The organism is Chryseoglobus sp. 28M-23, assembly GCF_014789785.1.
Classification (GTDB): Bacteria; Actinomycetota; Actinomycetes; order Actinomycetales; family Microbacteriaceae; genus Microcella; species Microcella indica.
In genome coordinates, this window is sequence record NZ_CP061846.1 from 912,959 (window position 1) to 934,773 (window position 21,815).

Here is a 21,815-nt window from a genome sequence, read left to right on the forward strand (position 1 = left end):
GCCGTGAGGGCCCCGCGCCAGAGCCCCGAGCCAGAGCCCCGAGCCACGGCCCCAAGTCAGGGCCGACGCTCGGCGGCGGCTTCGCGCTCCGCCGCGAAGGCCTCGATGGCCGCGAGCAGGCCGGCCGCATCGCGGTAGTGGTGCGCGGTGATGCCGAGCGACTGGGCGCCCTCGACGTTCTCGAGCCGGTCATCCGTGAAGAAGGTGCTCTCGGCGACCGCGCCGTAGTGCGCCATCGCGCGCTCGAAGACGACCGGGTCGGGCTTGCGCGCGCCGAAGATGGCGCTCGCGTGCAGGTTGTCACGGCCCATGATGTCGACGAGCTCGGCGGCGACCTCGTGCAGGTGCTCGTGGATGAGGATGCCGTTGTTGGTCAGCAGCGCGACCCTGCCGAGCTCGGCCGCGCGCCGCACGGCGTCGAGCTCGTCGGGCCGCGCGGTCGTTGCCTCGGCACGGAACCGCACCCAGTCCTCGCGCGAGACCTCCGTGCCGATCGCGGCACACACGCTCGCCAAGTACTCGTGCGCGTCGGCGGGGTCGCCCGCCTCGGCCCGCCACTCGAGCCCGTTGACCCACCAGCGCCGGCGCAGCTCGGCGAGGTCGTGCCCGCTGCGCTCCGTGAGCGACGCCATGCGCGCCCGCCAGTCGTAGTCGTACAGAACGTCGTCCATGTCGAAGAGGAACAGCAGGCTCATGAGAGCGCCAGTCTGCCCTACTACGATGAGAGGCATCATGGCCACGGTGTACGACTGCTCGAACGAGAGCGAACTCCTCGAGGGTCTGCGGGCCGCGCGCGGCGCCATCGGACGCGGCGAGCTCGTCGTCGTGCCGACCGACACGGTCTACGGGGTCGCCGCCGACGCCTTCCGCGCTGAAGCCGTCCAGCGCCTCCTCGACGCCAAGGAGCGCGGGCGGGACGCCCCGCCTCCCGTCCTCATCCCGGGCATCCCGACTCTCGCCGCCCTTGCCGAGACGGTGCCCGACGAGGTGACCGCGCTCGTCAAGAAGTTCTGGCCCGGTGGCCTCACCGTGATCGTCGAGGCGCGCGAATCGCTCGCGTGGGATCTGGGCGAGACTCGCGGAACGGTCGCCTTGAGGATGCCCGACAATCGCTACACCCTGAATCTGCTCGCCGACACGGGTCCGCTGGCCGTCTCGAGCGCCAACATCAGCGGTGAACCGGCTGCGCGCACCGCCGCCGAGGCGCAGGCCATGCTCGGCGATCGCGTGAGCGTCTACCTCGACGCCGGCGAGGTCGGGGCGCCCCCCGCTGACGGTGCTGACCCCGGGTCGACCATCGTCGACGCGACGAGCCTCCACCTGCCCGAGGGCAGGCTGCGCATCCTGCGGCAGGGCGTCATCTCCGCCGAGGAGCTCGCGCGCATCGTCGGTACGGAGCGCCTGGCGTGACCTTCTACGTGCTCGTCGGGCTCATCGCGGCCGTCGTGAGCTTCGGGGCCTCGTGGGCGGTGCTGCGGCTGGGCCATCGCTTCAAGATCTATCCGGGCATCCGCGATCGGGATGTGCACACGACACCCACCCCCCGTCTCGGCGGCATCGCCATCGCCGTCGGCATTCTCGTCGCCCTCGCCGCCGCCTCCCAGATCAGCTGGTTCCGACTCGTCTACGCCGACCCCTTCCCGCTGCTCGCGATCGTCGTCGGCGCTCTCGTCATGCTCACCATCGGTGTCGTCGACGACCTCTACGACCTCGACTGGCTCACCAAGCTCGCCGGGCAGCTGCTCGTCGGCGGGTTCCTCGCCTGGGCGGGCGTTCAGATCCTCTCCCTGCCCATCGGCGGCATCACGATCCTCTCGCCGAACCTCTCCCTCATCATCACCGTGCTCGCCGTCGTGCTCGTGATGAACGCCGTCAACTTCATCGACGGCCTCGACGGCCTCGTCGCCGGCGTCACGCTCCTCGCCGGTGGCGTCTTCTTCATCTACAGCTACCTGCTCGCGATCAACACCTCGCAGACCGCGTTCAACCTCGCCTCGCTGCTCATGGCCGTGCTGCTGGGGGCCGTCGCCGGGTTCCTGCCCTTCAACTGGCACCCCGCGAAGATCTTCATGGGCGACGGGGGAGCGCTCGTGGTCGGGCTCCTGCTCGCCGTCTCGACCGTCACCGTGACGGGCCAGATCAACCCTGCCGCGGTCGACGCAGGTCAGCTGCTGCCCGCCTTCATCCCGATCCTGCTGCCGTTCGCCGTGCTCGTCGTGCCGCTGCTCGACTTCGGCCTCGCCGTGCTGCGCCGCCTGCGCGCCGGCAAGTCGCCATTCAGCGCCGACCGCAAGCACCTCCACCATCGGCTGCTCGACATGGGCCACTCGCACCTGCACGCCGTCCTCATCTTCTACGCGTGGACGGCAGTCGTGGCGATCGGCACCCTCCTGTTCATGTTCGTCGCCTGGTGGTGGGCGCTCACCGCGATCATCGTGGGCCTCATCGCGTGCGCCTTCGTGACGCTCGCCCCCCTCACGCGCGAGAAGCGGCGCGCCGTCGAGTCCTACGACGCCGAATCGCTCGAAGCGGACGCGACGAACGACGATGACACCACTGCCACGTCAACAACCACGGCCCTGGCTACAACCACGGCCCCGACGACCCCCGCGGAGACTTCCCGATGACCACGACACCCCCTCGCTCGAGCGCCGCACCCGTCCTGCGGCTCTCCCTCCTCTACGGCGCGGCTCTGTTCGCCGCGATCGCCGTCGTCGGCAGCGTCGTCGGCGCGCTCGTGAGCGAGCTTCCCGGGCTTCTCAGCGCGCTCATCGGCGCCGGCATGGGCTTCGTCTTCCTCGCCGTGACCGCCGCGAGCATCCTGCTGGCCGACCGGATCACGAAGGGCGACCTGCTCTCGCCCGTGTTCTTCGCCCTCGTGCTCGGCGCCTGGCTGCTCAAGTTCGTGGTGTTCCTCGTGCTCGTGTTCACCCTGCGCGAGGCTTCCTTCGTCGACCCCGTCGTGCTCTTCGTGACCCTCGTGATCGCCGTCCTCGGCGGTCTCGTGACCGACCTCGTGGCCGTGTCGCGCGGGCGCGTGCCCTACGTGAGCGACATCACCCTGCCCGGCTCCTCGTAGCGCTGACCTCGATTCGGCCGGGCGCTCCAACTGTTGGTAGGGTGGAGTAATCGATGCCGATCGCCGCGTCATGACCCCGTGATGCCCCGATTCTGGAGACTCCCCTGAGCGCTGCCGCCCTGATCCCGTTCCTGCCAGTGACGACCGTTGACGGTTCGGACGGGCCGGAGTTCAGCGGTCCCTCGATCGGTGACTTCTTCCCTCCGGCTATCTTCTTCGAGGGCAACGAGTTCTTCCAGATCGACCGCATCATGCTGCTGCGCCTCGTCATCGCGGGGCTTCTCATCCTCATGTTCTGGCTCGGTACGCGCCGTATGAGCATCGTGCCCGGCCGCTTCCAGGGCACGATCGAGATGGCGCTCGACTTCGTGCGCATCAACATCGCGGAAGACCTGCTCGGCAAGGTCGACGGCAAGCGCTTCCTGCCGCTGCTCACGACGATCTTCTTCCTCGTGCTGTTCCTCAACCTCACGGGCATCGTTCCCGGCATCAACATCGCGGGAACCTCCGTAATCGGTCTGCCGCTCGTGCTCGCCGCCGCCTCCTACCTCGCGTTCGTCTACGCGGGGTTGCGCAAGCACCCGGTCGCCTTCTTCCGCAACGCGCTCTTCCCGCCCGGTGTGCCGTGGCCGCTCTACATCATCGTGACGCCCATCGAGCTCGTCTCCATGTTCGTGCTGCGCCCCGTCACACTCACGCTGCGACTGCTCATGAACATGGTCGTCGGCCACCTGCTGCTCGTGCTGTTCTTCTCGGCCTCCGCATTCTTCATGGTCGACCTCGGCGGCTGGTGGATTCTCGCGGGCGTCGGCACTCAGGCCTTCGGCATCGTGTTCACGTTCTTCGAGATCCTCGTCTCGCTGCTGCAGGCCTACGTCTTCACTCTTCTCACCGCCGTCTACCTCCAGCTCGCGCTGGCGGACGAGCACTAACAACGCAAGAGCCGGGCAGCCGCTCGGTTTGTCCCTCACCGGAAGGAAACACCCCTCGTGGACGCAAACACCGTTCTCGCCGAGATCACCGGCAACATCGCGACCGTCGGCTACGGCCTCGCGGCCATCGGCCCGGCCATCGGCGTGGGCATCGTCGTCGGCAAGACGATCGAGTCGGTCGCCCGCCAGCCTGAGCTGCAGGGTCGTCTGACCGTGCTCATGTACATCGGTATCGCCTTCACCGAGGCGCTCGCGTTCATCGGTATCGCGACCTACTTCATCTTCGTCTAAGGCTCACTCCATGCTCACTGAACTCGTCATTGCGGCGGAACCGGGGGAGGACGTCAACCCCCTGATCCCGGCGTGGTACGACATCGTCTACTCGATCATCCCGTTCGCGCTCGTCCTGCTGCTGTTCTGGAAGGTCGTCCTTCCGCGCATGCAGAAGATGCTCGACGAGCGCGCCGCGAAGATCGAGGGCGGCATCGAGCAGGCGGAGTCGGCTCAGGCCGAGGCCAAGGTGGCGCTCGAGAAGTACAACGCGATGCTCGCCGAGGCCCGTGCCGAGGCCGCGAAGATCCGCGAGCAGGCTCGCGTCGACGGCGGCGCCATCCTCGCCGAGCTTAAAGAGCAGGCGTCGAGCGAGGCCGCGCGCATCACCGCAACGGCGCAGGCCCAGATCGAGGCCGAGCGCCAGGCTGCGCTCGTCTCGTTGCGCTCGGAGGTCGGCTCGCTCGCGATCGACCTGGCGAGCGGCGTCATGGGGGAGTCCCTCGCGGACGACAAGAAGGCCACGGCGCTCGTCGACCGCTTCCTCGCCGACCTCGAGAAGTCAGAGACGGCGGCCAAGTAACCATGGGCTCAGCGACGCGAAGCGCTCTGGAGGCGGCACGCTCGGCACTCGCCGCCACGAAGAGCGTCGATCTCACGACGGGCGAGCAGCTGCTCGCGGCGTCGCGCACGATCGGCACGTCGACGCAGTTGCAGAGTGCGCTCACCGACCCCTCGGCCTCCCCGAAGGACAAGGAGGCGCTGCTCTCGGCCCTCTTCGGCAGTCTCTCCCCGGCCGCGCTCGCGCTTCTCACCGCCATGGCGCAGCAGCGCTGGTCGAACGCCGAGGAGTTCCTCGCCGGCCTCGAAGAGATCGGCATCCGCGCGGTGGCGTCGTCGACGTCCGCGGAAGCGGGTCTCGAGGCGGAGCTGTTCACGTTCGGTTCCGCTGTCGCGTCGGATGCTGAGCTCGAGCTCGCTCTCGGCAGCAAGCGCGGTTCGGCCGAGGGCAAGCGGTCGCTCGTGGAGAGCCTGCTCGCCGACAACGCGAGCACGCAGGCGGTCGCGATCGCCGGTCACCTCGTGCAGCAGCCTCGCGGCCGCCGCATCGGCGAGCTCGTGCGCACGGGTGCGGCGATCGTCGCCGACTCCTTCGGTAAGGGCATCGCCACCGTGAGCGTCGCCCGTCCGCTGAGCGACGAGCAGCGCGCATCCATCGGGGCCATGCTGCGAGAGCGCTACGGCCGCGACCACACCCTCAACCAGGTCATCGACCCCGCGCTCGTCGGCGGGGTCCGCGTTCAGGTCGGCGACGACGTGATCGACGGCAGCGTCGCTGCACGCTTGGCAGAACTCACACTTCGACTGGCCGGCTAGGTCCGCTCGAGAACACCAGACGGAGCCCCGCAGAGTCGGGGCTGCGAACGAAAAGGGAAGAACATGGCAGAACTTTCGATCAGCCCGGACGAGATCCGCGACGCGCTCAAGAAGTTCGCGCGCGACTACGCTCCCGGAGCCGCCGCTGCGACCGAGGTCGGCCGCGTGGTCGATGCCGCTGACGGCATCGCGCACGTCGAGGGCCTGCCCGGCGTGATGGCCAACGAGCTCATCCGCTTCTCCGACGGCACGCTCGGCCTTGCGCAGAACCTCGACGAGAGCGAGATCGGCGTCGTCGTGCTCGGCGAGTTCTCCGGCATCGTCGAGGGCATGGAGGTCACCCGCACGGGCGAGGTCCTCTCCGTCCCCGTCGGCGACGGCTACCTCGGCCGCGTCGTCGACCCGCTCGGCGCCCCCATCGACGGCCTCGGCGACATCGCCGACGAGGGCCGTCGCGCCCTCGAGCTGCAGGCGCCGGGCGTCATGCAGCGCAAGAGCGTCCACGAGCCCATGCAGACCGGCATCAAGGCGATCGACGCCATGATCCCCGTCGGTCGCGGCCAGCGCCAGCTCATCATCGGCGACCGCCAGACCGGCAAGACGGCGATCGCGGTCGACACGATCATCAACCAGAAGGCCAACTGGGAGTCGGGTGACACGAACAAGCAGGTGCGCTGCATCTACGTCGCCATCGGCCAGAAGGGCTCGACGATCGCCGCCGTCAAGGGCGCGCTCGAAGAGGCCGGCGCCATGGAGTACACGACGATCGTCGCGGCCCCCGCCTCCGACCCCGCGGGCTTCAAGTACCTCGCGCCCTACACCGGCTCGGCCATCGGCCAGCACTGGATGTACGGCGGCAAGCACGTGCTCATCATCTTCGACGACCTGTCGAAGCAGGCCGAGGCCTACCGCGCGGTCTCACTCCTCCTGCGTCGCCCGCCGGGTCGCGAGGCCTACCCCGGTGACGTCTTCTACCTGCACTCCCGCCTTCTCGAGCGCTGCGCGAAGCTCTCGGACGAGCTCGGTGCCGGGTCGATGACGGGTCTGCCGATCATCGAGACGAAGGCGAACGACGTCTCCGCCTACATCCCCACCAACGTCATCTCGATCACCGACGGCCAGATCTTCCTGCAGTCCGACCTGTTCAACTCGAACCAGCGCCCCGCAGTCGACGTCGGCATCTCCGTCTCGCGCGTCGGTGGCGACGCGCAGGTCAAGAGCATCAAGAAGGTCTCCGGCACGCTCAAGCTCGAGCTGGCCCAGTACCGCTCGCTCGAGGCGTTCGCGATGTTCGCCTCCGACCTCGATGCGACGAGCCGTCGCCAGTTGTCGCGCGGTGCGCGCTTGACCGAGCTGCTCAAGCAGCCGCAGTACTCGCCGTACCCCGTGGAGGAGCAGGTCGTCTCGATCTGGGCAGGCACGAAGGGCAAGCTCGACTCGATCGCGATCAGCGATGTGCTGCGCTTCGAGCGCGAGCTGCTCGATCACCTCCACCGCAACACCGAGATCCTCACCACCCTGCGCGAGACGAACGTGCTCGACGAGAAGACCGAGGGCGAGCTCGAGAAGGCGATCGACTCCTTCCTCGAGGAGTTCCAGGGCGGCGGCGCCGATGGCGTGCAGGCCGGCTCGGAGGAGTTCGACGAGACCGAGGAAGCCGACATCAACCAGGAGAAGATCGTGCGGAGGAAGCGCTAGAGCCTCGGCTCGATCGCGACCGACCACACGACGACACCTAAGGAAAGACGACACACATGGGAGCGCAACTTCGGGTCTACCGGCAGAAGATTCGTACTGCCCAGACGACCAAGAAGATCACGCGCGCGATGGAGCTCATCTCCGCCTCGCGGATTCAGAAGGCTCAGGCGCGCATGGCCGCGTCGGCGCCGTACGCCCGGGCGGTGACGCGCGCCGTATCGGCGGTCGCGACCTACTCGAACGTCGACCACGTGCTCACGACCGAGCGCGAGAACCCGACGCGGGCCGCCGTCGTCGTCTTCAGCTCGGACCGCGGACTTGCGGGCGCATTCTCCTCGCAGGCCATTCGTGAGGCGAACGAGCTGCGCACCCGACTCGAGGACGAGGGCAAGGAGGTCGTGAACTACCTCATCGGTCGCAAGGCCGTGCAGTACTTCGCGTTCCGTCGCCGTGCCGCGGCCAAGGAGTGGACGGGCAACACCGACCAGCCTGAGTTCTCCACGGCCAAGGACATCGCCGACACTCTCGTCGAGGCGTTCATCGCCGGCGGCGAGGGCGGCGAGGGCGTCGACGAGATTCACATCGTCTACAACCGCTTCGTCAACCTTGTTTCGCAGGTTCCCGAGATCGTGCGCGTCTTGCCCCTCGAGGTCGTCGACGGTGTCGAGGAGCCCGGTGACGCCGAGATCCTGCCGCTGTACGAGTTCGAGCCCGAGGTCGACCAGGTACTCGACGGCCTCCTGCCGGTCTACATCGAGAGCCGCATCTTCAACGCCATGCTGCAGTCGGCGGCGTCGGAGCACGCGGCACGACAGAAGGCGATGAAGTCGGCGAGCGACAACGCCGACAAGCTCATCCTCGACTACCAGCGCCTGGCGAACAACGCCCGCCAGGCCGAGATCACCCAGCAGATTTCCGAGATCGTGGGCGGCGCAGACGCCCTCAGCTCGGCCAAGTAGACGCGCCACGGGCGCGTCTACCAACAGACACAGAACGCTTCTTAGAGAAAGAGAGCTCATGGCTACCGCAACCAAGAAGAAGCCCGCCGGGGACACCACCGTGCACGGCGTCGGCCGCGTCGCCCGCGTCACGGGCCCCGTCGTCGACATCGAGTTTCCCCACGACGCGATCCCGGGCATCTACCACGCACTCAAGACCGACATCACGATCGGCGAGGAGACCACGACGCTGACCCTCGAGGTCGCGCAGCACCTCGGTGACGACCTCATCCGCGCCATCGCGCTCAAGCCGACCGACGGTCTCGTCCGCGGCCAGGAGGTGCGCGACACGGGTGAGCCGATCTCGGTGCCCGTGGGCGACGTGACCAAGGGCAAGGTCTTCAACGTCATCGGCGAGGTGCTCAATGCCGAGCCCGGTCAGAAGATCGAGATCACGGAGCGCTGGCCGATCCACCGCAAGCCCCCGGCCTTCGACCAGCTCGAGTCGAAGACGCAGCTCTTCGAGACCGGTATCAAGGTCATCGACCTTCTCACGCCCTACGTTCTCGGCGGCAAGATCGGCCTCTTCGGCGGTGCCGGTGTCGGCAAGACCGTGCTCATCCAGGAGATGATCCAGCGCGTCGCCTCCGATCACGGCGGTGTCTCGGTGTTCGCCGGTGTCGGCGAGCGCACCCGTGAGGGCAACGACCTCATCATGGAGATGGAGGAGGCGGGCGTCTTCGACAAGACCGCCCTCGTCTTCGGCCAGATGGACGAGCCGCCGGGCACGCGTCTCCGCGTCGCCCTCTCGGCCCTCACGATGGCCGAGTACTTCCGTGACGTGCAGAAGCAGGACGTCCTCCTGTTCATCGACAACATCTTCCGGTTCACGCAGGCGGGCTCCGAGGTGTCGACGCTTCTCGGCCGCATGCCCTCCGCGGTGGGCTACCAGCCGAACCTCGCGGACGAGATGGGCATCCTCCAGGAGCGCATCACCTCGACGCGAGGCCACTCGATCACCTCGCTGCAGGCGATCTACGTGCCCGCCGACGACTACACCGACCCGGCACCCGCGACGACCTTCGCGCACCTCGACGCAACGACGGAGCTGAGCCGCGAGATCGCCTCGAAGGGTCTCTACCCCGCGGTCGACCCGCTCACCTCGACGAGCCGTATCCTCGACCCTCTCTACATCGGCGAGGACCACTACCGCGTCGCGACGACCGTCAAGCAGATCCTCCAGAAGAACAAGGAGCTGCAGGAGATCATCGCCATTCTCGGTGTCGACGAGCTCAGCGAGGAGGACAAGATCACGGTGTCGCGTGCTCGCCGCATCCAGCAGTTCCTCTCGCAGAACACCTACATGGCGAAGAAGTTCACGGGCGTCGAAGGCTCCACGGTGCCGCTCAAGGACACGATCGAGTCCTTCGACGCGATCGCCAAGGGCGAGTACGACCACGTGGCCGAGCAGGCCTTCTTCAACGTCGGAACCATCAGCGACGTCGAGGAGCGCTGGGCTCAGATCCAGAAGGAGAACGACTAGTCGTGGCCGAGCTCACGGTGAGCGTCGTCGCCGCCGACCGAGAGGTGTGGTCGGGCGTCGCGAAGCAGATCGTCGCGCGCACCACGGAGGGTGAGATCGGCATCCTGCCCGGTCACGAGCCCTTGCTGGGCATCCTCGGCGCCGGAGAGGTGCGCATCACGCCGACGGAGGGCGCCGTCGTCACGGCGCGCGCCGAAGACGGGTTCCTCTCGGTCGAGAACAACACCGTGACAATCGTCGCGGGCGCCGCCGAACTGCTCTAGTGCTCATCGCCATGGCCGGGCTGCCCGGCTCCGGCAAGAGCACTGTCGCGGAAGCGCTCGGGGTGCAGCTGCGCACTCCCGTGGTCTCGGTGGATCCGCTCGAATCCGCGATCCTGCGCTCGGGTATCGAGAGCGACCAGCCCACGGGACTCGCCGCGTACCTGGTCGCGGAGACGATCGCCGAGTCGGTGTTGCGCGCGGGCCAGGGCATCATCGTCGACGCCGTCAACGCCGTGTCGCCCGCCCGTGACCAGTGGGTCCTCCTCGCGGAGCGTGTGGGCGTCGAGGTGCGGTTCATCGAGACCGTGTGCAGCGACACTGCGCTGCATCGGCGTCGGCTCGACGAGCGCAGACGCGATCTCGAGCACCTCGCCGAACCCACCTGGCACGCCGTCGAGCAGCGATTGGACGAGTACGCGTCCTGGTCGGGTGCGGCCGATGCGTGCCCGCGCCTCACGCTCGACACCGTCTCCGAACTCGATGCGCTCGTGACCGAAGCGATCGCCTTCCTGCGCTCGTGACCCTGCTCCTCCTGCCGCCGTCGGAGACCAAGCGGGACGGGGGAGTGCCGCGCTCGCGCCTCGCCCTCTCGCGATTGGGCTATCCGGTGCTGACCGAGCTGCGCGCGTCGATGCTCGACCAGCTCGCGGCGGTGTCCGCCGACGACGAGACGGGTACCCGGGCCCTGCGGATCAGCGCCCGAGCGGCCTCGATCGAGCTCGAGCGCAACCGGCAGGTGCGCAGTTCGGCCACCTTGCCGGCGCTGGAGCGGTACACCGGCGTGCTCTACGACGCCCTCGCGGTGGAGGCGTGGAGCGAGGACGCTCGCCGTCGCGCTGCCGAGCACGTCGTGATCCAGTCCGCGCTGTTCGGGCTGCTGCGTGCGGACGACCCGATTCCGGCATACCGCCTCTCGCACGATTCCCGGTTGCCCGACGTCAGGCTGGCGCGCCACTGGGCGGACCCCATTGCGCGAATCCTCGCTCGGCGCCACGGCCCCGTTCTCGACCTGCGCTCGGAGGCCTACTCGGCTCTCGGGCCGATTCCCGAGCGCGATGACGCCCGCTTCGTGCGCGTGGTCGCTGCCGGCGACGATGGCGTCACGCGCGCCCTCTCTCACGCGAACAAGTCGGCCAAGGGACGCTATCTGCGCGCGCTCCTCGAGTCCGGCTCGATGCCCACGACCCTCGACGGCCTCGTTGCACGCTCCGCCGACCTCGGGTGGATTCTGCGGCCGGGCGCTCCAGGCGAGCTCGACCTCGTGGTGCCGCGAGCCTGAGAGCCTGCAGGGCAGCAGATCTCGCAGCAGTGCCCGCAGGGCAGAGCCTGCACATCAGGGGCGCGGTGCCGCGGCGCGCCAGCAGCCGACGATGTGGTCGTCGACGAGACCGGCCGACTGCATGAGCGCGTAGGCCGTGGTCGAGCCCACGAAGCGCCAGCCGACGGCCTTGAGAGCCCGCGCGAGGGCGACCGACTCGGGGGTGGTCGCGGGCAGATCGGCGAGCTGGGCCGGGCGCGTCGAGCGCGGCGCGGGGGCGTGCTGCCAGACGAGCTCGTCGAGCCCGCCCGGGTGGAGGGCGATGCGGGTCACGAGCAGCCGCGCGTTGGCGATCGTGGCCTCGATCTTCGCCCGATTGCGGACGATCGACTCGTCGGCGAGCAGGCGCTCCACGTCGTCCTCGCCGAAGCCGGCGACCGTCTCGGGGTCGAAGCCCGCGAAGGCGTGCCGGAAGCCCTCTCTGCGTCGCAGGATCGTGATCCACGAGAGCCCCGACTGGAAGGCCTCGAGGGAGAGCTTCTCGAAGAGTGCGCGGTCGCCGTGCAGGGCCACGCCCCACTCCTCGTCGTGGTACCGGCGGTACTCGGCATCGTCGCCCACCCAGCCGCACCGCGCGAGCCCGTCGTCGGCGATGCGCACATCGGGTGCCGGGCTCATCGGTGCGCGATGCCCTCGTGGTCGAGCAGCCACACCTTGGTCGGCACGCCATCTCCGGCGCTGTAGCCGGTGATGCGCTGATCGCTCGCGAGGACGCGGTGGCACGGCACGATGAGCGGCACGGGGTTGGCGCCCACGGCGCCGCCCACCGCCCGCCCGGCTGTGGCGCGCCCGGTGTCACGACCGAGCTCGCCGTAGCTGCGGGTTGCACCGAAAGGGATGGCGCGCAGGCCCTCCCAGATGGCGCGCTGGAACCGCGTGCCGGTCAGCCGCACGGGCACGTCGATGTCGTGCCGCGACCCCGAGAAGTACTCGCCGAGCTGGTCGACCGCGCGGCGAGTGAGGTCGTCGGGCGCATCGGGCAGGCCGTCGGTGGAGAGCGCACCCGCGCGCTCGATCTCGAGGCGCGTGATCGCCGAGCCGTCGCCCTCGACGACGATGCGCCCGAGCGGTGAGGCCGTCGTGAGGCGGGCGACGGCGCTCGCGGCGGGAGGCTCTGCGACGGAGGGTTCAGCGGGGGAGAGGCGGGCGGGCGCGGTGTCGAGCTGGGTCATACCGAGCAGACTACGGCCCCGAGCATCCCGAGACCGGCGGAAAACAGACACGGGGATCGCTGCCGATGCGCGCTCGGCTGAGGAGGGAGCGCGGAGGCTCGTGCGCGAGGATGGGGGCATGACGACCATGACGTATCGTACCCTGGGGCGCAGCGGACTGCGCGTCTCCGCCGTCGGCCTCGGCTGCAACAACTTCGGCCGACCGGGCACCGCGACCGAGACCCAGGACGGCACCGAGCGTGTTCTGCACGCCGCGCTCGACCACGGCATCACGCTGCTCGACGGTGCCGACATCTACGGGTACGAGTACGGACGCAGCGAGACCATGATGGGTCGGGCGCTGCAGGGCCGCCGCGACGAGGTCGTGCTCGCGAGCAAGTTCGGGCACGCCGACTACGAGAGCCCGATCCCGCACTGGGGTGCCAAGGGCGCGCGCCGCTACGTCCGCCTCGCCGTCGAGGGCAGCCTTCGACGCCTGCAGACGGACACGATCGACCTGTACCAGTTCCACACCCCCGACCCGCTCACGCCGCTCGAGGAGACCCTCGCGGCGCTGCACGAGCTCATCGACGCGGGCAAGGTGCGCTACATCGGCCACTCCAACTTCGCGGGCTGGCAGCTGGCACGCGCCGACCTGCTCGCCGAGCTGCACGGCCACCCGCGCTTCATCTCGGCCCAGAACGAGTACAGCCTGCTGCGACGGGGCGCCGACCGCGAGCTGCTTCCCGCCGCCGCGGAGCTCGGCGTCGGCTTCCTGCCGTACTTCCCGCTCTACAACGGCCTCTTCACGGGCAAGTTCTCCCGCGAGGGCGGGCCCGCCGACACACGCATCATGCGGCAGCGCCCGCACCTCGTGGAGCACGCGCCGTGGGACCGCATCGAGGCTTTCGAGGTCTTCTGCGCTGCGCGCGGCATCGGGATGCTCGAGGCGACGATCGGCTGGCTGCTGAGCCGCCCGGCTCTCGCGAGTGTCATCGCCGGCGCGACGACCGTCGAGCAGGTCGCGCAGAACGCCGCAGCCGCTCAGGCCTGGACCCCGACGGCCGAGGACCTCGCCGAGATCGACGAGCTCTTCCCGCCCGGGGTCGACCACTCGGCGCCCTCCTCGTAGCCCGGGAGCGCGCCTCTCAGTCGGCGAGGTCGTCGTCGGAGCCCTGCGAGGGCGGCAGCGGCTCGGCGTCGACGTTGATCGCCCGGTTGAGCTCGGCGGCCTCGGCGTTGAGCTCCTCGAGCTCCTCCAGCAGCGCGTTGTAGTCGTCGACGGCCGCGTTGAGGCTCTCCCGCTCGATCTCGAGCGCTGCCTGGCGGTCGAGGAGGGCCTGGCGGTCGGCCTCGAACGCCGACTGGCTCGTGTAGCCGCCGGGTCGCGAGGCCCGCTCGTTGAACGCCGTGATGTCGGCCTCGAGCGCCGCCGCCGCGTCGGCGTACTCCGCCTGATCGGCCTCGAGCGCGGCGAAGCGCGCGTCGAGCTCGTCGCTGAGCTGCTGCAGCCTCTCCTCGAGGCTGTCGAACACGGCGGCGACCCGCGCGTAGAGGTCGGTCGTGAGAGAGCGATCGTCGAAGTAGCGGGCATAGTGCTGCTCGAGCTCGGCCGCGAGGGTCGGTATCTCGGTGCCGAGGATCGCGTAGAGCTCGGGGATGCGCGACGTGGGGTCGAGCGCCTCGTACTCCGCGATGCGCTCGACGAGCTCGTGCTCGGGCCCGAGGGCGGCGAAGTCCGCTTCGAGGAGCACGGCGAGGGCATCCTGCTCCTCGGCGCTCAGGCGGTCCCAGGCGGCGTGCAGCATCTCGTGCGCCGCGACGACGACCTCGTAGCCGTCGAGGTCGTCGTTCGTGACGTCGTAGAGGAAGATGCGGCCGTCGGCGAGCGTGTAGCAGCCGAGCACCCCCAGGCCCGTCTCCTCGAAGGAGCAGAACAGGTCGAAGCGCTCAGGAGGCAGGACCTCGGGCACGCTCGCGTAGAAGAGGAACCGCCCTTGCTCGCTCAGTCCTGCCTGGTCGGCGTACCGCACGATGGTGGGCTCGGGCTCGTAGCTCCAGACCGTGAGCTGGTCATCCACCTGGCGCGGATTCGCCGCCGCCCAGCCGGCGCCCGCGAGGACGAGCCCCTGGCCGACGATGCAGACGGCCGCGACCGCCTGAAGGGCGCCGCGGCCCACCCGCGCGCCCCGATCGCGCCGCGCGTGCCTCGGCTCGGTCGAGAAATGGCTCATGCCTTCACGCTACTGTCGCGACCGCCCTCAGGCCGCGAGCACGGCGATCGCGGCGTTCAGTGTCGTCGCGAAGAGGGTCCAGAACCAGTAGGGGATCAGCAGGGCGGCGGCGGGCTTGCTGATGTCGGCGAAGCGGATGATCGTGGCGAGGATCGCGAAGTCGAGCGCGACGATGATGCCGAGCGCGATCCACAGACCACTGGCGCCGACGAGCGAGCCGAGCCCGAAGAAGACCGGGGTCCAGAGACCGTTGAGCACGAGCTGCACGACGTACGCGACGAGCGCGCGGCGACGAGCGGTCGACGCAGGGTGGCGCCAGACCAGCCAGGTTGCGACGGCCATGCTCGAATAGAGCACGGTCCAGACGGGCCCGAACAGGGCGTCGGGCGGTGTCCACATCGGCTTGGCCAGATCGTCGTACCACCCGGAGATCGCGGGCGCCGAGAGAGCGCCGCCGATGACGGCGACGAGGAAGGAGGCCGCGAGGAATCCGGTGAGCGCGAAGGCGGACCGAACAGCGGAGTGGTCGCCGGACGCCGCGATAGCGGACTCCTGCGTCCGTGCTCGGATCATGCTCACCTCCCGGCCCCCGATCCTTCTGGACGACGATGCTCCTGGACCAGGTCGAGAGTAGGCGCGAAGGCTCCGAACATCCTGCGCAAATGGCGTGCTCGCGCCGTGCTCGCGACGCGACCGCGCTCAGTGCCCGATGAGCGGCGCCATGACCCGTGCCACGACGGACGAGCGGCCGGTGGCGCGCTCCTCGGCATCCGCCGCCGTCATCGCGAGCAGGCCGGCGTTCGCGCCGAGGAAGCGCAGCGGCTCGGGCTCCCACCGCGGCGAGCGGTGGCCGACCCACGGCAGGCGTGTGAGCTCGGAGTCGGCCCCCGTCACGAGGTCCGCGAGCGTGCGCCCCGCGAGGTTGGTCGTGGCGAGGCCGTCGCCGACGTACCCTCCGGCCCGCCCGAGCCCCGTGCTCGAGTCGTAGTGCACGCTCGCGTGCCAATCGCGGGGCACGCCGAGCGGGCCGCCCCACGCGTGCTCGATGGAGAGCTCGGGCAGCACGGGGAAGAGCTCGCGCAGCGTCGCCGCCAGGTGTGCGAAGACCCCGTCGACGCGGTCGTACTGAGGCCGGATCGCGCTGCCCCAGTGGTAGCGGGCGCCCCGCCCGCCGAACGCGATGCGGTTGTCGGCGGTGCGCTGACCGTAGATGACGAGGTGCCGCCCATCCGAGAACGTCTGACCGTGCTCGATGCCGAGCTGCTGCCAGACCTCCTCACTCAGCGGCTGCGTCGCGATCATGAGCGAGTACAGGGGCAGCACCCGCCGGCGCAGGGGTGCCAGCCGGGCGCCGTAGCCCTCGAGCGCGGCGATCACGTGGCGGGCGCGCACGGCACCGCGCGTGGTCTCGACCCGACCAGGCGACCACGTCGTGACCTCCGTCTGCTCGTGGATGACGGCACCGCGCGACTCAATGATGCGCGCGAGGGCGCGCGTGAGCGCCGCGGGGTGCACGCGCGCGCACGCCGGGTCGTACACCGCGCCGTGCGCGCCTGCTGCGCGAACGCGCTCGGCGCTCCACAGCTCGAGGGCATCGATGTCGAACTCGCGCGCCTCGGCGACCTGGGAACGAGCATCCGCCCACTGCGCGTCCGAACGCGCGTAGACGACCGTGCCGCCGCGGGCGTAGTCGCAGTCGATGCCCTCCCGCTCGACGACCGCGCCAACCTCGTCGACCGTCGCGATCATCGCCCGTCGCATGGCGAGCGCCGCCTCACGGCCGTGCTGCGCGGCGAGGGACGCAGTCGACCGCGGGAAGAGCGCCGAGACCCAGCCGCCGTTGCGGCCGGAGGCGCCGAACCCCGCGATCTCCTTCTCGAGCAGCGCGATGCGCAGACCAGGGTCGCGTCGCTGCAGCTCGTAGGCTGTCCACAGCCCCGTGAGCCCCGCGCCGATGATCGCCACATCGACCTCGGTGTCGCCCTCCAGGGGAGGGCGCGGGGTCAGATCATCGTCGACCGTCGCATGCCAGAAGCTCAGGCCGCGATGGTCCGACCCGGTCACAGTCGGTTCGAGGCCTCGGTGAGCACGCTGCGCAGGATGCCCTCGATCTCGTCGAACTCGGCAGGCCCGATCGTGAGCGGGGGAGCGAGCTGGATGACGGGGTCGCCGCGATCGTCGGCCCGGCAGTAGAGCCCGGCCTCGAAGAGGGCCTTGGAGAGGAAGCCGCGCAGCAGGCGCTCCGCCTCGTCCTCCGAGAAGGTCTCCTTGGTCTCCTTGTTCTTGACGAGCTCGATGCCGAAGAAGTAGCCCTCGCCGCGCACGTCGCCGACGATGGGGAGATCCTTCAGTCGCTCGAGCGCCGCACGGAACTTCGGCGAGTTCTCGCGCACGTGCTCGAGAATGCCCTCCTCCTCCATGATGTCGAGGTTCTCGAGGGCGACGGCGGCCGAGACGGGATGCCCGGCGAAGGTGTATCCGTGGTAGAACGCCGTCTGACCGTGGGTGAAGGGCTCGTAGAGCTTCTCGCGCACGATCATCGCGCCGAGGGGGGAGTACCCGCTCGTGAGCCCCTTGGCGGAGGTGATGATGTCGGGCACGTAGTCGAACGCGGTGCACGCGAACATCTCGCCCAGGCGGCCGTAGGCGCAGATGACCTCGTCGCTCACGAGGAGCACGTCGTACTGGTCGCAGATCTCGCGCACGCGCTGGAAGTAACCGGGGGGCGGCGGGAAGCAGCCGCCCGAGTTCTGCACGGGCTCGAGAAACACCGCGGCGACCGTGTCGGGGCCCTCGAAGAGGATCATCTCCTCGATGCGGTTGGCGGCCCACTGCCCGAACTCCTCGAGCGAGCCGTGGAAGCCCATCTCCTCGGCGCGGTAGTAGTTCGTGTTGGGCACGCGGAACCCGCCGGGAGTGAGCGGCTCGAACATCTCCTTCATGCCCGGGATGCCGGTGATCGCGAGGGCGCCCTGCGGGGTGCCGTGGTACGCGACGGCGCGCGAGATGACCTTGTGCTTCATCGGCTTGCCGACGAGCTTCCAGTACTGCTTGGCGAGCTTCCACGCCGACTCGACGGCTTCGCCGCCGCCGGTCGTGAAGAACACGCGGTTGAGGTCGCCGGGGGCGTAGTCCGCGAGCCGGTCGGCGAGCTCGATGGCCTTCGGGTGGGCGTAGGACCACAGCGGGAAGAACGCGAGCTCCTCGGCCTGCTTGCGCGCCGCCTCGGCGAGGCGCTCCCGGCCGTGCCCGACCTGCACGACGAAGAGACCCGAGAGCCCGTCGATGTACTTGCGGCCGTGCGAGTCGTAGATGTGGTGCCCCTCACCGCGCACGATGATGGGCACGCCCTCCCCGGCGGCCATGCCCGACTGGCGGGCGAAGTGCATCCACAGGTGGTCCTTCGCCTTGCGCTGCAGCTCGGCCTCGGCACGCGCCTCGGCGCCGCTCAGGGCGGGCGGCGCGGCGTCGGTGTGGTGCACGGTGGCGTCGGCCTTCTGCTTCTTCTGCTTCTTCTTCAAGAGTGTCATCGTGTTCCCCAGTTGTAGAACTGCTTCTGCAGTCGTAGATAGACGAACGTCTCGGTGGAGTGGACGCCGTCGATGGCGCGGATGCGCCGGTTCAGCAGGTCGATGAGGTCATCGTCGTTCTCGCACACGACCTCGGCGAGAATGTCGAAGCTGCCCGCGGTCAGCACGAGGTAGTCGACGGCGCTGAGCGAGGCGAGCTCGTCGGCGACCGCGGTCGTGTCGCCGGAGACGCGGATGCCGATCATCGCCTGCCGGTAGAAACCCAGCTGCATCGGGTCAGTCACCGCGACGACCTGCATGACGCCCGACTCGGTGAGCTTCTGCACGCGCTGGCGCACGGCTGCTTCGCTCAGCCCGACCGCCTTGCCGATCTCGGCGTAGGAGCGTCGACCGTCGGTCTGCAGCTGCTCGATGATCGCCTTGGAGACATCATCGAGCTGAACGGGCTTCGGGCGGGCGACCATGCCTCGATTCTGGCAGTCTCGAAGGCCGATCACAAGCGGATCCGCAGGAAAAGCGGATTCTCAGCGACGAAATCCGTCGAAATCGACCGGGATACTCCGCGCGAGCCGCGATACAGTGGACACATGAGCACGCGCATCCTGCAGAACTTCATCGATGGCCAGTACGTCGGGAGCACGGCGGAGGCCCACACCGAGCTCGTGGACCCGGCGACGGAGGAGGTGTACGCCCACTCCCCGGTGAGCACGCCCGGCGAGATCGACGCAGCCTACGCCGCCGCCGAGCGGGCGTTCGCCGCGTGGGGTCGCACGACGCCGGGGGAGCGTCAGCTCGCGCTCTTCCGCCTCGCCGATGCTGTCGAGAGGCGGGCTGACGAGTTCGCCGACCTCGAGTCCCACGACACCGGCAAGCCTCGTGCGAGCCTCGTCGCCGACGAGATCGACCAGTCGGTCGACCAGCTGCGCTTCTTCGCCGGTGCCGCGCGCGACCTCGAGGGCCGTTCGGCCGGGGAGTACCTCGCGGGCCACACCTCGTGGGTGCGCCGCGAGCCGATCGGCGTCGTCGGGCAGGTCACGCCGTGGAACTACCCGCTCAACATGGCGGTGTGGAAGATCGCCCCGGCGATCGCGGCGGGCAACACGGTCGTGCTCAAGCCCTCCGACACGACACCCCAGTCGACGCTCCTGCTCGCCGAGGTCGCGGCCGAGTTCCTGCCGGCAGGTGTGCTCAACGTCGTCGTGGGCGACCGCGGCACGGGTGCGGCTCTCGTCGAGCATCCGACGCCTCAGATGGTTGCGATCACGGGATCGGTGCGCGCCGGCATGGCCGTTGCCCAGTCCGCTGCGCAGAACCTCAAGCGCGTGCACCTCGAGCTCGGCGGCAAGGCGCCCGCGATCGTCTTCCCCGACGCGGACCCCGAGGCGGTCGCGGAGGGCCTCGTGCTCGCCGGCTACTTCAACGCTGGCCAGGACTGCACCGCGGCGACGCGCGTGATCGTGCACGAGTCCGTGCACGACGCCGTCGTCGAAGCCCTCGCCGCCCGCGCGCGGTCGCACGCCCGCACCGGCGCGCCCCACGAGGAAGGCATCCTCTACGGCCCCCTCAACAACGCGAACCAGCTCGCCCAGGTCGCCGGCGTCGTCGACCGTCTGCCCCGCCACGCCGACATCGTCACGGGCGGCCGTCGGCAGGGCGAGAAGGGCTACTTCTACGAGGCGACGATCGTCACCGGCATGCGGCAGGAGGACGAAGCGGTGCAGGAGGAGATCTTCGGCCCCGTGCTCACCGTGCAGACCTTCCGGGACGAGGCCGAGGCCCTCGCGCTTGCCAACGGCGTGCGCTATGCGCTCGCCGCCTCCGTGTGGACGAGCGACCACGCGCGCGCCCTTCGGCTGTCGCGCGACCTCGACTTCGGCTGCGTGTGGATCAACACTCACATCCCCTTCGTCTCCGACATGCCGCACGGCGGTTTCAAGCACTCCGGATACGGCAAGGACCTCTCGCAGTACGGCTTCGAGGACTACACGCGGCTCAAGCACGTCATGAGCTTCCTCGGGGAATAGACCCGTGGCGTCCACGATCGAGCCCGAGGACGAGGACACCGTCCTGCGGGAGCGCCCCCCAGCACTCGGAGCGGGAGGCGCAGCCGCGGAGCATCCCGTCGCCGACGTCGAGGACACCGTGATCGGGCTCATCCAGCCGCACGCCCCGGCCCGCGACCGATCGATGCTCTCCTCGCCGGCGCCGACCGCACCTCTGCCCTCTCACGATCTCCCGCCCGAGCCCGCCGGACCCGAGCCCGAGCGCACGCCCACGATCTGGGCGGTGCGCATCCGCGGCACCGACCTCACGATCCCCCTCGACCGACCGGCGATCATCGGTCGTCACCCGAGCGCGGCACGCATCGACGAGATTCCGCAGCCTCGTCGCGTGCAGATCCCGGCGGAGCACCGGGATGTCTCGGCGCGCCACGCCCGCATTGAGCAGCTCGGCGACACCCTCGTCGTGACCGACCTCGGTTCGACGAACGGCATCGACGTACACTGGTCGGAGGGGCCGGTGCGCCGGCTCCGCCCGGGCGAGACGAGTGTCGTCCTGCCCGACGCCGTCGTCGCGATCGGCGATGCCGTCGTCGTCGACTTCGTGGCCGCGGCGACTCCCTGACGCCGCGCGGCGCCAGCACCCTCGATCGACCGGAGTACCCGTGACCGCCCTCGGACGCAGCAGCGTGCGCCACACCGTGGCCCTGCCCGGCCACGGTGGAACGGTCGAGCTCTCCTGGCACGGTGTGACCCACACGGGCTACCGGCGAGCGGCCAACGAAGACAGCTATCTCGCCGATGTGCCGCTCTTCGCCGTCGCGGACGGCATGGGCGGCCACTCGCACGGCGACCGGGCGAGCGACGCCGTCGTGCGTCGGCTGCAGGCGTGCGTCGAGGGCGACTTCGTGGGCATCGAGCGCGTGCAGCAGGCGCTGCACCTCGCGACGTGGGACATCCACCACCTCGACGAGGAGGAGCGCGGCATCGGCACGACCGTCACGGGCGCCGGTCTCGATGTGCTCGACGGCGGCGCGGTGTTCCGCGTCTTCAACGTCGGCGACTCGCGCGTCTACCGCTTCCAGGGCAATGAACTCACGCAGGTCACGCGCGATCACTCGGTCGTGCAGGAGCTCGTGGACGCCGGGCAGATTCTCGCGGCGGACGCCGAGGCGCATCCCGAATCTAACGTCATCACGCGCGCCGTCGGCTTCTCCCTCGAACCGGAGGCCGATCTCACGACCGTGCCCCTCGCGCCGGGCCTGCGGCTCCTGCTGTGCTCTGACGGGCTCACGAAGGAGCTTCCCGCCGAGCGGATCCGCCTGCACCTCGCCGCACGCCTGAGCGCCCGCGAGACCGCCAACGCGCTCCTGGATGCCGCACTCGCGCAGGGCGGACGGGACAACATCACCATCATCGTCATCGACGTCGTGCACGCTCCGACGTCATCCCCGTCGGAATCCCTAGACTGACGTACGCGCC

Annotated in this window: 25 protein-coding genes; 17 read left to right on the forward strand and 8 right to left on the reverse strand. The window is 69.4% G+C overall.

The window, feature by feature from the left end; genetic code table 11:
* Positions 1–56: 56 nt before the first annotated feature.
* A complete protein-coding gene (locus IE160_RS04495; RefSeq protein ID WP_224744575.1) occupies positions 57–734 on the reverse strand; it encodes an HAD family hydrolase in 678 nt (225 codons plus the stop codon).
* On the opposite strand from IE160_RS04495, the gene IE160_RS04500 reads away from it, so the two are divergent.
* From IE160_RS04500 to IE160_RS04560, 13 genes are all read left to right on the forward strand, one after another.
* Entirely contained in the window at positions 733–1,410 is a 678-nt protein-coding gene (locus tag IE160_RS04500; RefSeq protein WP_152583446.1) for an L-threonylcarbamoyladenylate synthase, read from the forward strand. The two genes, IE160_RS04495 and IE160_RS04500, sit on opposite strands and share 2 nt — an antisense overlap.
* Positions 1,407–2,627: an MraY family glycosyltransferase gene (locus tag IE160_RS04505; RefSeq protein ID WP_152583445.1), complete on the forward strand. Its 1,221-nt coding sequence runs from the start codon at positions 1,407–1,409 to the stop codon at positions 2,625–2,627. The genes IE160_RS04500 and IE160_RS04505 overlap by 4 nt, the downstream gene beginning before the upstream one ends.
* On the forward strand, positions 2,624–3,079 hold the full coding sequence (locus tag IE160_RS04510; protein ID WP_152583444.1) for a Cg1360 family ATP-synthase-associated protein: 456 nt from the start codon (positions 2,624–2,626) through the stop codon (positions 3,077–3,079). The genes IE160_RS04505 and IE160_RS04510 overlap by 4 nt, the downstream gene beginning before the upstream one ends.
* A gap of 137 nt (positions 3,080–3,216) precedes the next feature.
* Positions 3,217–4,011, forward strand: coding sequence for a F0F1 ATP synthase subunit A (gene atpB / locus IE160_RS04515; protein WP_328821631.1), 795 nt, complete (start codon positions 3,217–3,219; stop codon positions 4,009–4,011).
* Between the two features lie 57 nt (positions 4,012–4,068).
* The gene (atpE, locus tag IE160_RS04520) at positions 4,069–4,302 is read left to right on the forward strand and encodes an ATP synthase F0 subunit C (protein WP_152583442.1); all 234 of its coding nucleotides are present in this window, start codon (positions 4,069–4,071) and stop codon (positions 4,300–4,302) included.
* 10 nt (positions 4,303–4,312) lie between these two features.
* Entirely contained in the window at positions 4,313–4,864 is a 552-nt protein-coding gene (locus IE160_RS04525) for a F0F1 ATP synthase subunit B (protein WP_152583441.1), read from the forward strand.
* Positions 4,865–4,866: 2 nt separating this feature from the next.
* The gene (locus IE160_RS04530) at positions 4,867–5,658 is read left to right on the forward strand and encodes a F0F1 ATP synthase subunit delta (RefSeq protein WP_191151772.1); all 792 of its coding nucleotides are present in this window, start codon (positions 4,867–4,869) and stop codon (positions 5,656–5,658) included.
* 63 nt (positions 5,659–5,721) lie between these two features.
* Positions 5,722–7,356 carry a F0F1 ATP synthase subunit alpha gene (gene atpA, locus IE160_RS04535; protein WP_152583439.1) on the forward strand — a complete coding sequence of 545 codons (1,635 nt, stop codon included), beginning with the start codon at positions 5,722–5,724 and terminating at the stop codon, positions 7,354–7,356.
* Between the two features lie 56 nt (positions 7,357–7,412).
* Positions 7,413–8,315, forward strand: a complete 903-nt coding sequence (locus IE160_RS04540) for a F0F1 ATP synthase subunit gamma (protein ID WP_152583438.1) — start codon at positions 7,413–7,415, stop codon at positions 8,313–8,315.
* A 58-nt stretch (positions 8,316–8,373) separates the two neighbouring features.
* Positions 8,374–9,837, forward strand: a complete 1,464-nt coding sequence (gene atpD / locus IE160_RS04545) for a F0F1 ATP synthase subunit beta (protein WP_152583437.1) — start codon at positions 8,374–8,376, stop codon at positions 9,835–9,837.
* A 2-nt stretch (positions 9,838–9,839) separates the two neighbouring features.
* Positions 9,840–10,100 carry a F0F1 ATP synthase subunit epsilon gene (locus tag IE160_RS04550; protein ID WP_152583436.1) on the forward strand — a complete coding sequence of 87 codons (261 nt, stop codon included), beginning with the start codon at positions 9,840–9,842 and terminating at the stop codon, positions 10,098–10,100.
* Positions 10,101–10,111: 11 nt separating this feature from the next.
* On the forward strand, positions 10,112–10,621 hold the full coding sequence (locus tag IE160_RS04555) for a P-loop nucleotide/nucleoside kinase family protein (RefSeq protein WP_168212548.1): 510 nt from the start codon (positions 10,112–10,114) through the stop codon (positions 10,619–10,621).
* Positions 10,618–11,379, forward strand: a complete 762-nt coding sequence (locus tag IE160_RS04560) for a YaaA family protein (protein ID WP_224744576.1) — start codon at positions 10,618–10,620, stop codon at positions 11,377–11,379. The genes IE160_RS04555 and IE160_RS04560 overlap by 4 nt, the downstream gene beginning before the upstream one ends.
* A 54-nt stretch (positions 11,380–11,433) precedes the next feature.
* On the opposite strand, the gene IE160_RS04565 is transcribed toward IE160_RS04560, so the two are convergent.
* Positions 11,434–12,036, reverse strand: a complete 603-nt coding sequence (locus IE160_RS04565; protein ID WP_191151773.1) for a DNA-3-methyladenine glycosylase I — start codon at positions 12,034–12,036, stop codon at positions 11,434–11,436.
* Positions 12,033–12,590, reverse strand: a complete 558-nt coding sequence (locus tag IE160_RS04570) for a methylated-DNA--[protein]-cysteine S-methyltransferase (RefSeq protein WP_191151774.1) — start codon at positions 12,588–12,590, stop codon at positions 12,033–12,035. The genes IE160_RS04565 and IE160_RS04570 overlap by 4 nt, the downstream gene beginning before the upstream one ends.
* Before the next feature lie 118 nt (positions 12,591–12,708).
* On the opposite strand from IE160_RS04570, the gene IE160_RS04575 reads away from it, so the two are divergent.
* On the forward strand, positions 12,709–13,701 hold the full coding sequence (locus tag IE160_RS04575; protein WP_191151775.1) for an aldo/keto reductase: 993 nt from the start codon (positions 12,709–12,711) through the stop codon (positions 13,699–13,701).
* Between the two features lie 16 nt (positions 13,702–13,717).
* On the opposite strand, the gene IE160_RS04580 is transcribed toward IE160_RS04575, so the two are convergent.
* From IE160_RS04580 to IE160_RS04600, 5 genes are all read right to left on the reverse strand, one after another.
* On the reverse strand, positions 13,718–14,803 hold the full coding sequence (locus IE160_RS04580) for a hypothetical protein (protein WP_191151776.1): 1,086 nt from the start codon (positions 14,801–14,803) through the stop codon (positions 13,718–13,720).
* 27 nt (positions 14,804–14,830) lie between these two features.
* Complete coding sequence (locus tag IE160_RS04585) at positions 14,831–15,376, reverse strand: TspO/MBR family protein (protein ID WP_179873534.1); 546 nt, start codon at positions 15,374–15,376, stop codon at positions 14,831–14,833.
* 126 nt (positions 15,377–15,502) lie between these two features.
* On the reverse strand, positions 15,503–16,867 hold the full coding sequence (locus IE160_RS04590; protein ID WP_179873535.1) for an NAD(P)/FAD-dependent oxidoreductase: 1,365 nt from the start codon (positions 16,865–16,867) through the stop codon (positions 15,503–15,505).
* Positions 16,864–18,192, reverse strand: coding sequence for an aspartate aminotransferase family protein (locus tag IE160_RS04595; RefSeq protein WP_235923812.1), 1,329 nt, complete (start codon positions 18,190–18,192; stop codon positions 16,864–16,866). Before IE160_RS04595 ends, IE160_RS04590 begins: the two co-directional genes overlap by 4 nt.
* 137 nt (positions 18,193–18,329) lie before the next feature.
* On the reverse strand, positions 18,330–18,797 hold the full coding sequence (locus IE160_RS04600; protein ID WP_152583427.1) for an Lrp/AsnC family transcriptional regulator: 468 nt from the start codon (positions 18,795–18,797) through the stop codon (positions 18,330–18,332).
* A gap of 123 nt (positions 18,798–18,920) precedes the next feature.
* Between IE160_RS04600 and IE160_RS04605 the strand changes: the two genes are divergently transcribed.
* The 3 genes from IE160_RS04605 to IE160_RS04615 are packed head-to-tail and all read left to right on the forward strand — an operon-like array spanning position 18,921 to position 21,805.
* Positions 18,921–20,357, forward strand: a complete 1,437-nt coding sequence (locus IE160_RS04605) for an aminobutyraldehyde dehydrogenase (RefSeq protein WP_179873537.1) — start codon at positions 18,921–18,923, stop codon at positions 20,355–20,357.
* 4 nt (positions 20,358–20,361) lie between these two features.
* Positions 20,362–20,958, forward strand: coding sequence for an FHA domain-containing protein (locus IE160_RS04610; protein WP_179873538.1), 597 nt, complete (start codon positions 20,362–20,364; stop codon positions 20,956–20,958).
* 40 nt (positions 20,959–20,998) lie between these two features.
* Entirely contained in the window at positions 20,999–21,805 is an 807-nt protein-coding gene (locus IE160_RS04615) for a PP2C family protein-serine/threonine phosphatase (protein ID WP_224744577.1), read from the forward strand.
* The last annotated feature ends 10 nt before the right edge of the window (positions 21,806–21,815 follow it).

Coding starts and splice junctions, on each gene's coding strand:
- IE160_RS04500 (WP_152583446.1), top strand. CDS start 733: ATGGCCACGGTGTACGACTGCTCGAACGAGAGCGAACTCCTCGAGGGT.
- IE160_RS04495 (WP_224744575.1), bottom strand. CDS start 734: ATGATGCCTCTCATCGTAGTAGGGCAGACTGGCGCTCTCATGAGCCTG.
- IE160_RS04510 (WP_152583444.1), top strand. CDS start 2,624: ATGACCACGACACCCCCTCGCTCGAGCGCCGCACCCGTCCTGCGGCTC.
- IE160_RS04525 (WP_152583441.1), top strand. CDS start 4,313: ATGCTCACTGAACTCGTCATTGCGGCGGAACCGGGGGAGGACGTCAAC.
- IE160_RS04530 (WP_191151772.1), top strand. CDS start 4,867: ATGGGCTCAGCGACGCGAAGCGCTCTGGAGGCGGCACGCTCGGCACTC.
- atpA (WP_152583439.1), top strand. CDS start 5,722: ATGGCAGAACTTTCGATCAGCCCGGACGAGATCCGCGACGCGCTCAAG.
- IE160_RS04540 (WP_152583438.1), top strand. CDS start 7,413: ATGGGAGCGCAACTTCGGGTCTACCGGCAGAAGATTCGTACTGCCCAG.
- atpD (WP_152583437.1), top strand. CDS start 8,374: ATGGCTACCGCAACCAAGAAGAAGCCCGCCGGGGACACCACCGTGCAC.
- IE160_RS04555 (WP_168212548.1), top strand. CDS start 10,112: ATGGCCGGGCTGCCCGGCTCCGGCAAGAGCACTGTCGCGGAAGCGCTC.
- IE160_RS04565 (WP_191151773.1), bottom strand. CDS start 12,036: ATGAGCCCGGCACCCGATGTGCGCATCGCCGACGACGGGCTCGCGCGG.
- IE160_RS04570 (WP_191151774.1), bottom strand. CDS start 12,590: ATGACCCAGCTCGACACCGCGCCCGCCCGCCTCTCCCCCGCTGAACCC.
- IE160_RS04575 (WP_191151775.1), top strand. CDS start 12,709: ATGACGACCATGACGTATCGTACCCTGGGGCGCAGCGGACTGCGCGTC.
- IE160_RS04580 (WP_191151776.1), bottom strand. CDS start 14,803: ATGAGCCATTTCTCGACCGAGCCGAGGCACGCGCGGCGCGATCGGGGC.
- IE160_RS04585 (WP_179873534.1), bottom strand. CDS start 15,376: ATGATCCGAGCACGGACGCAGGAGTCCGCTATCGCGGCGTCCGGCGAC.
- IE160_RS04595 (WP_235923812.1), bottom strand. CDS start 18,192: ATGCACTTCGCCCGCCAGTCGGGCATGGCCGCCGGGGAGGGCGTGCCC.
- IE160_RS04600 (WP_152583427.1), bottom strand. CDS start 18,797: ATGGTCGCCCGCCCGAAGCCCGTTCAGCTCGATGATGTCTCCAAGGCG.
- IE160_RS04605 (WP_179873537.1), top strand. CDS start 18,921: ATGAGCACGCGCATCCTGCAGAACTTCATCGATGGCCAGTACGTCGGG.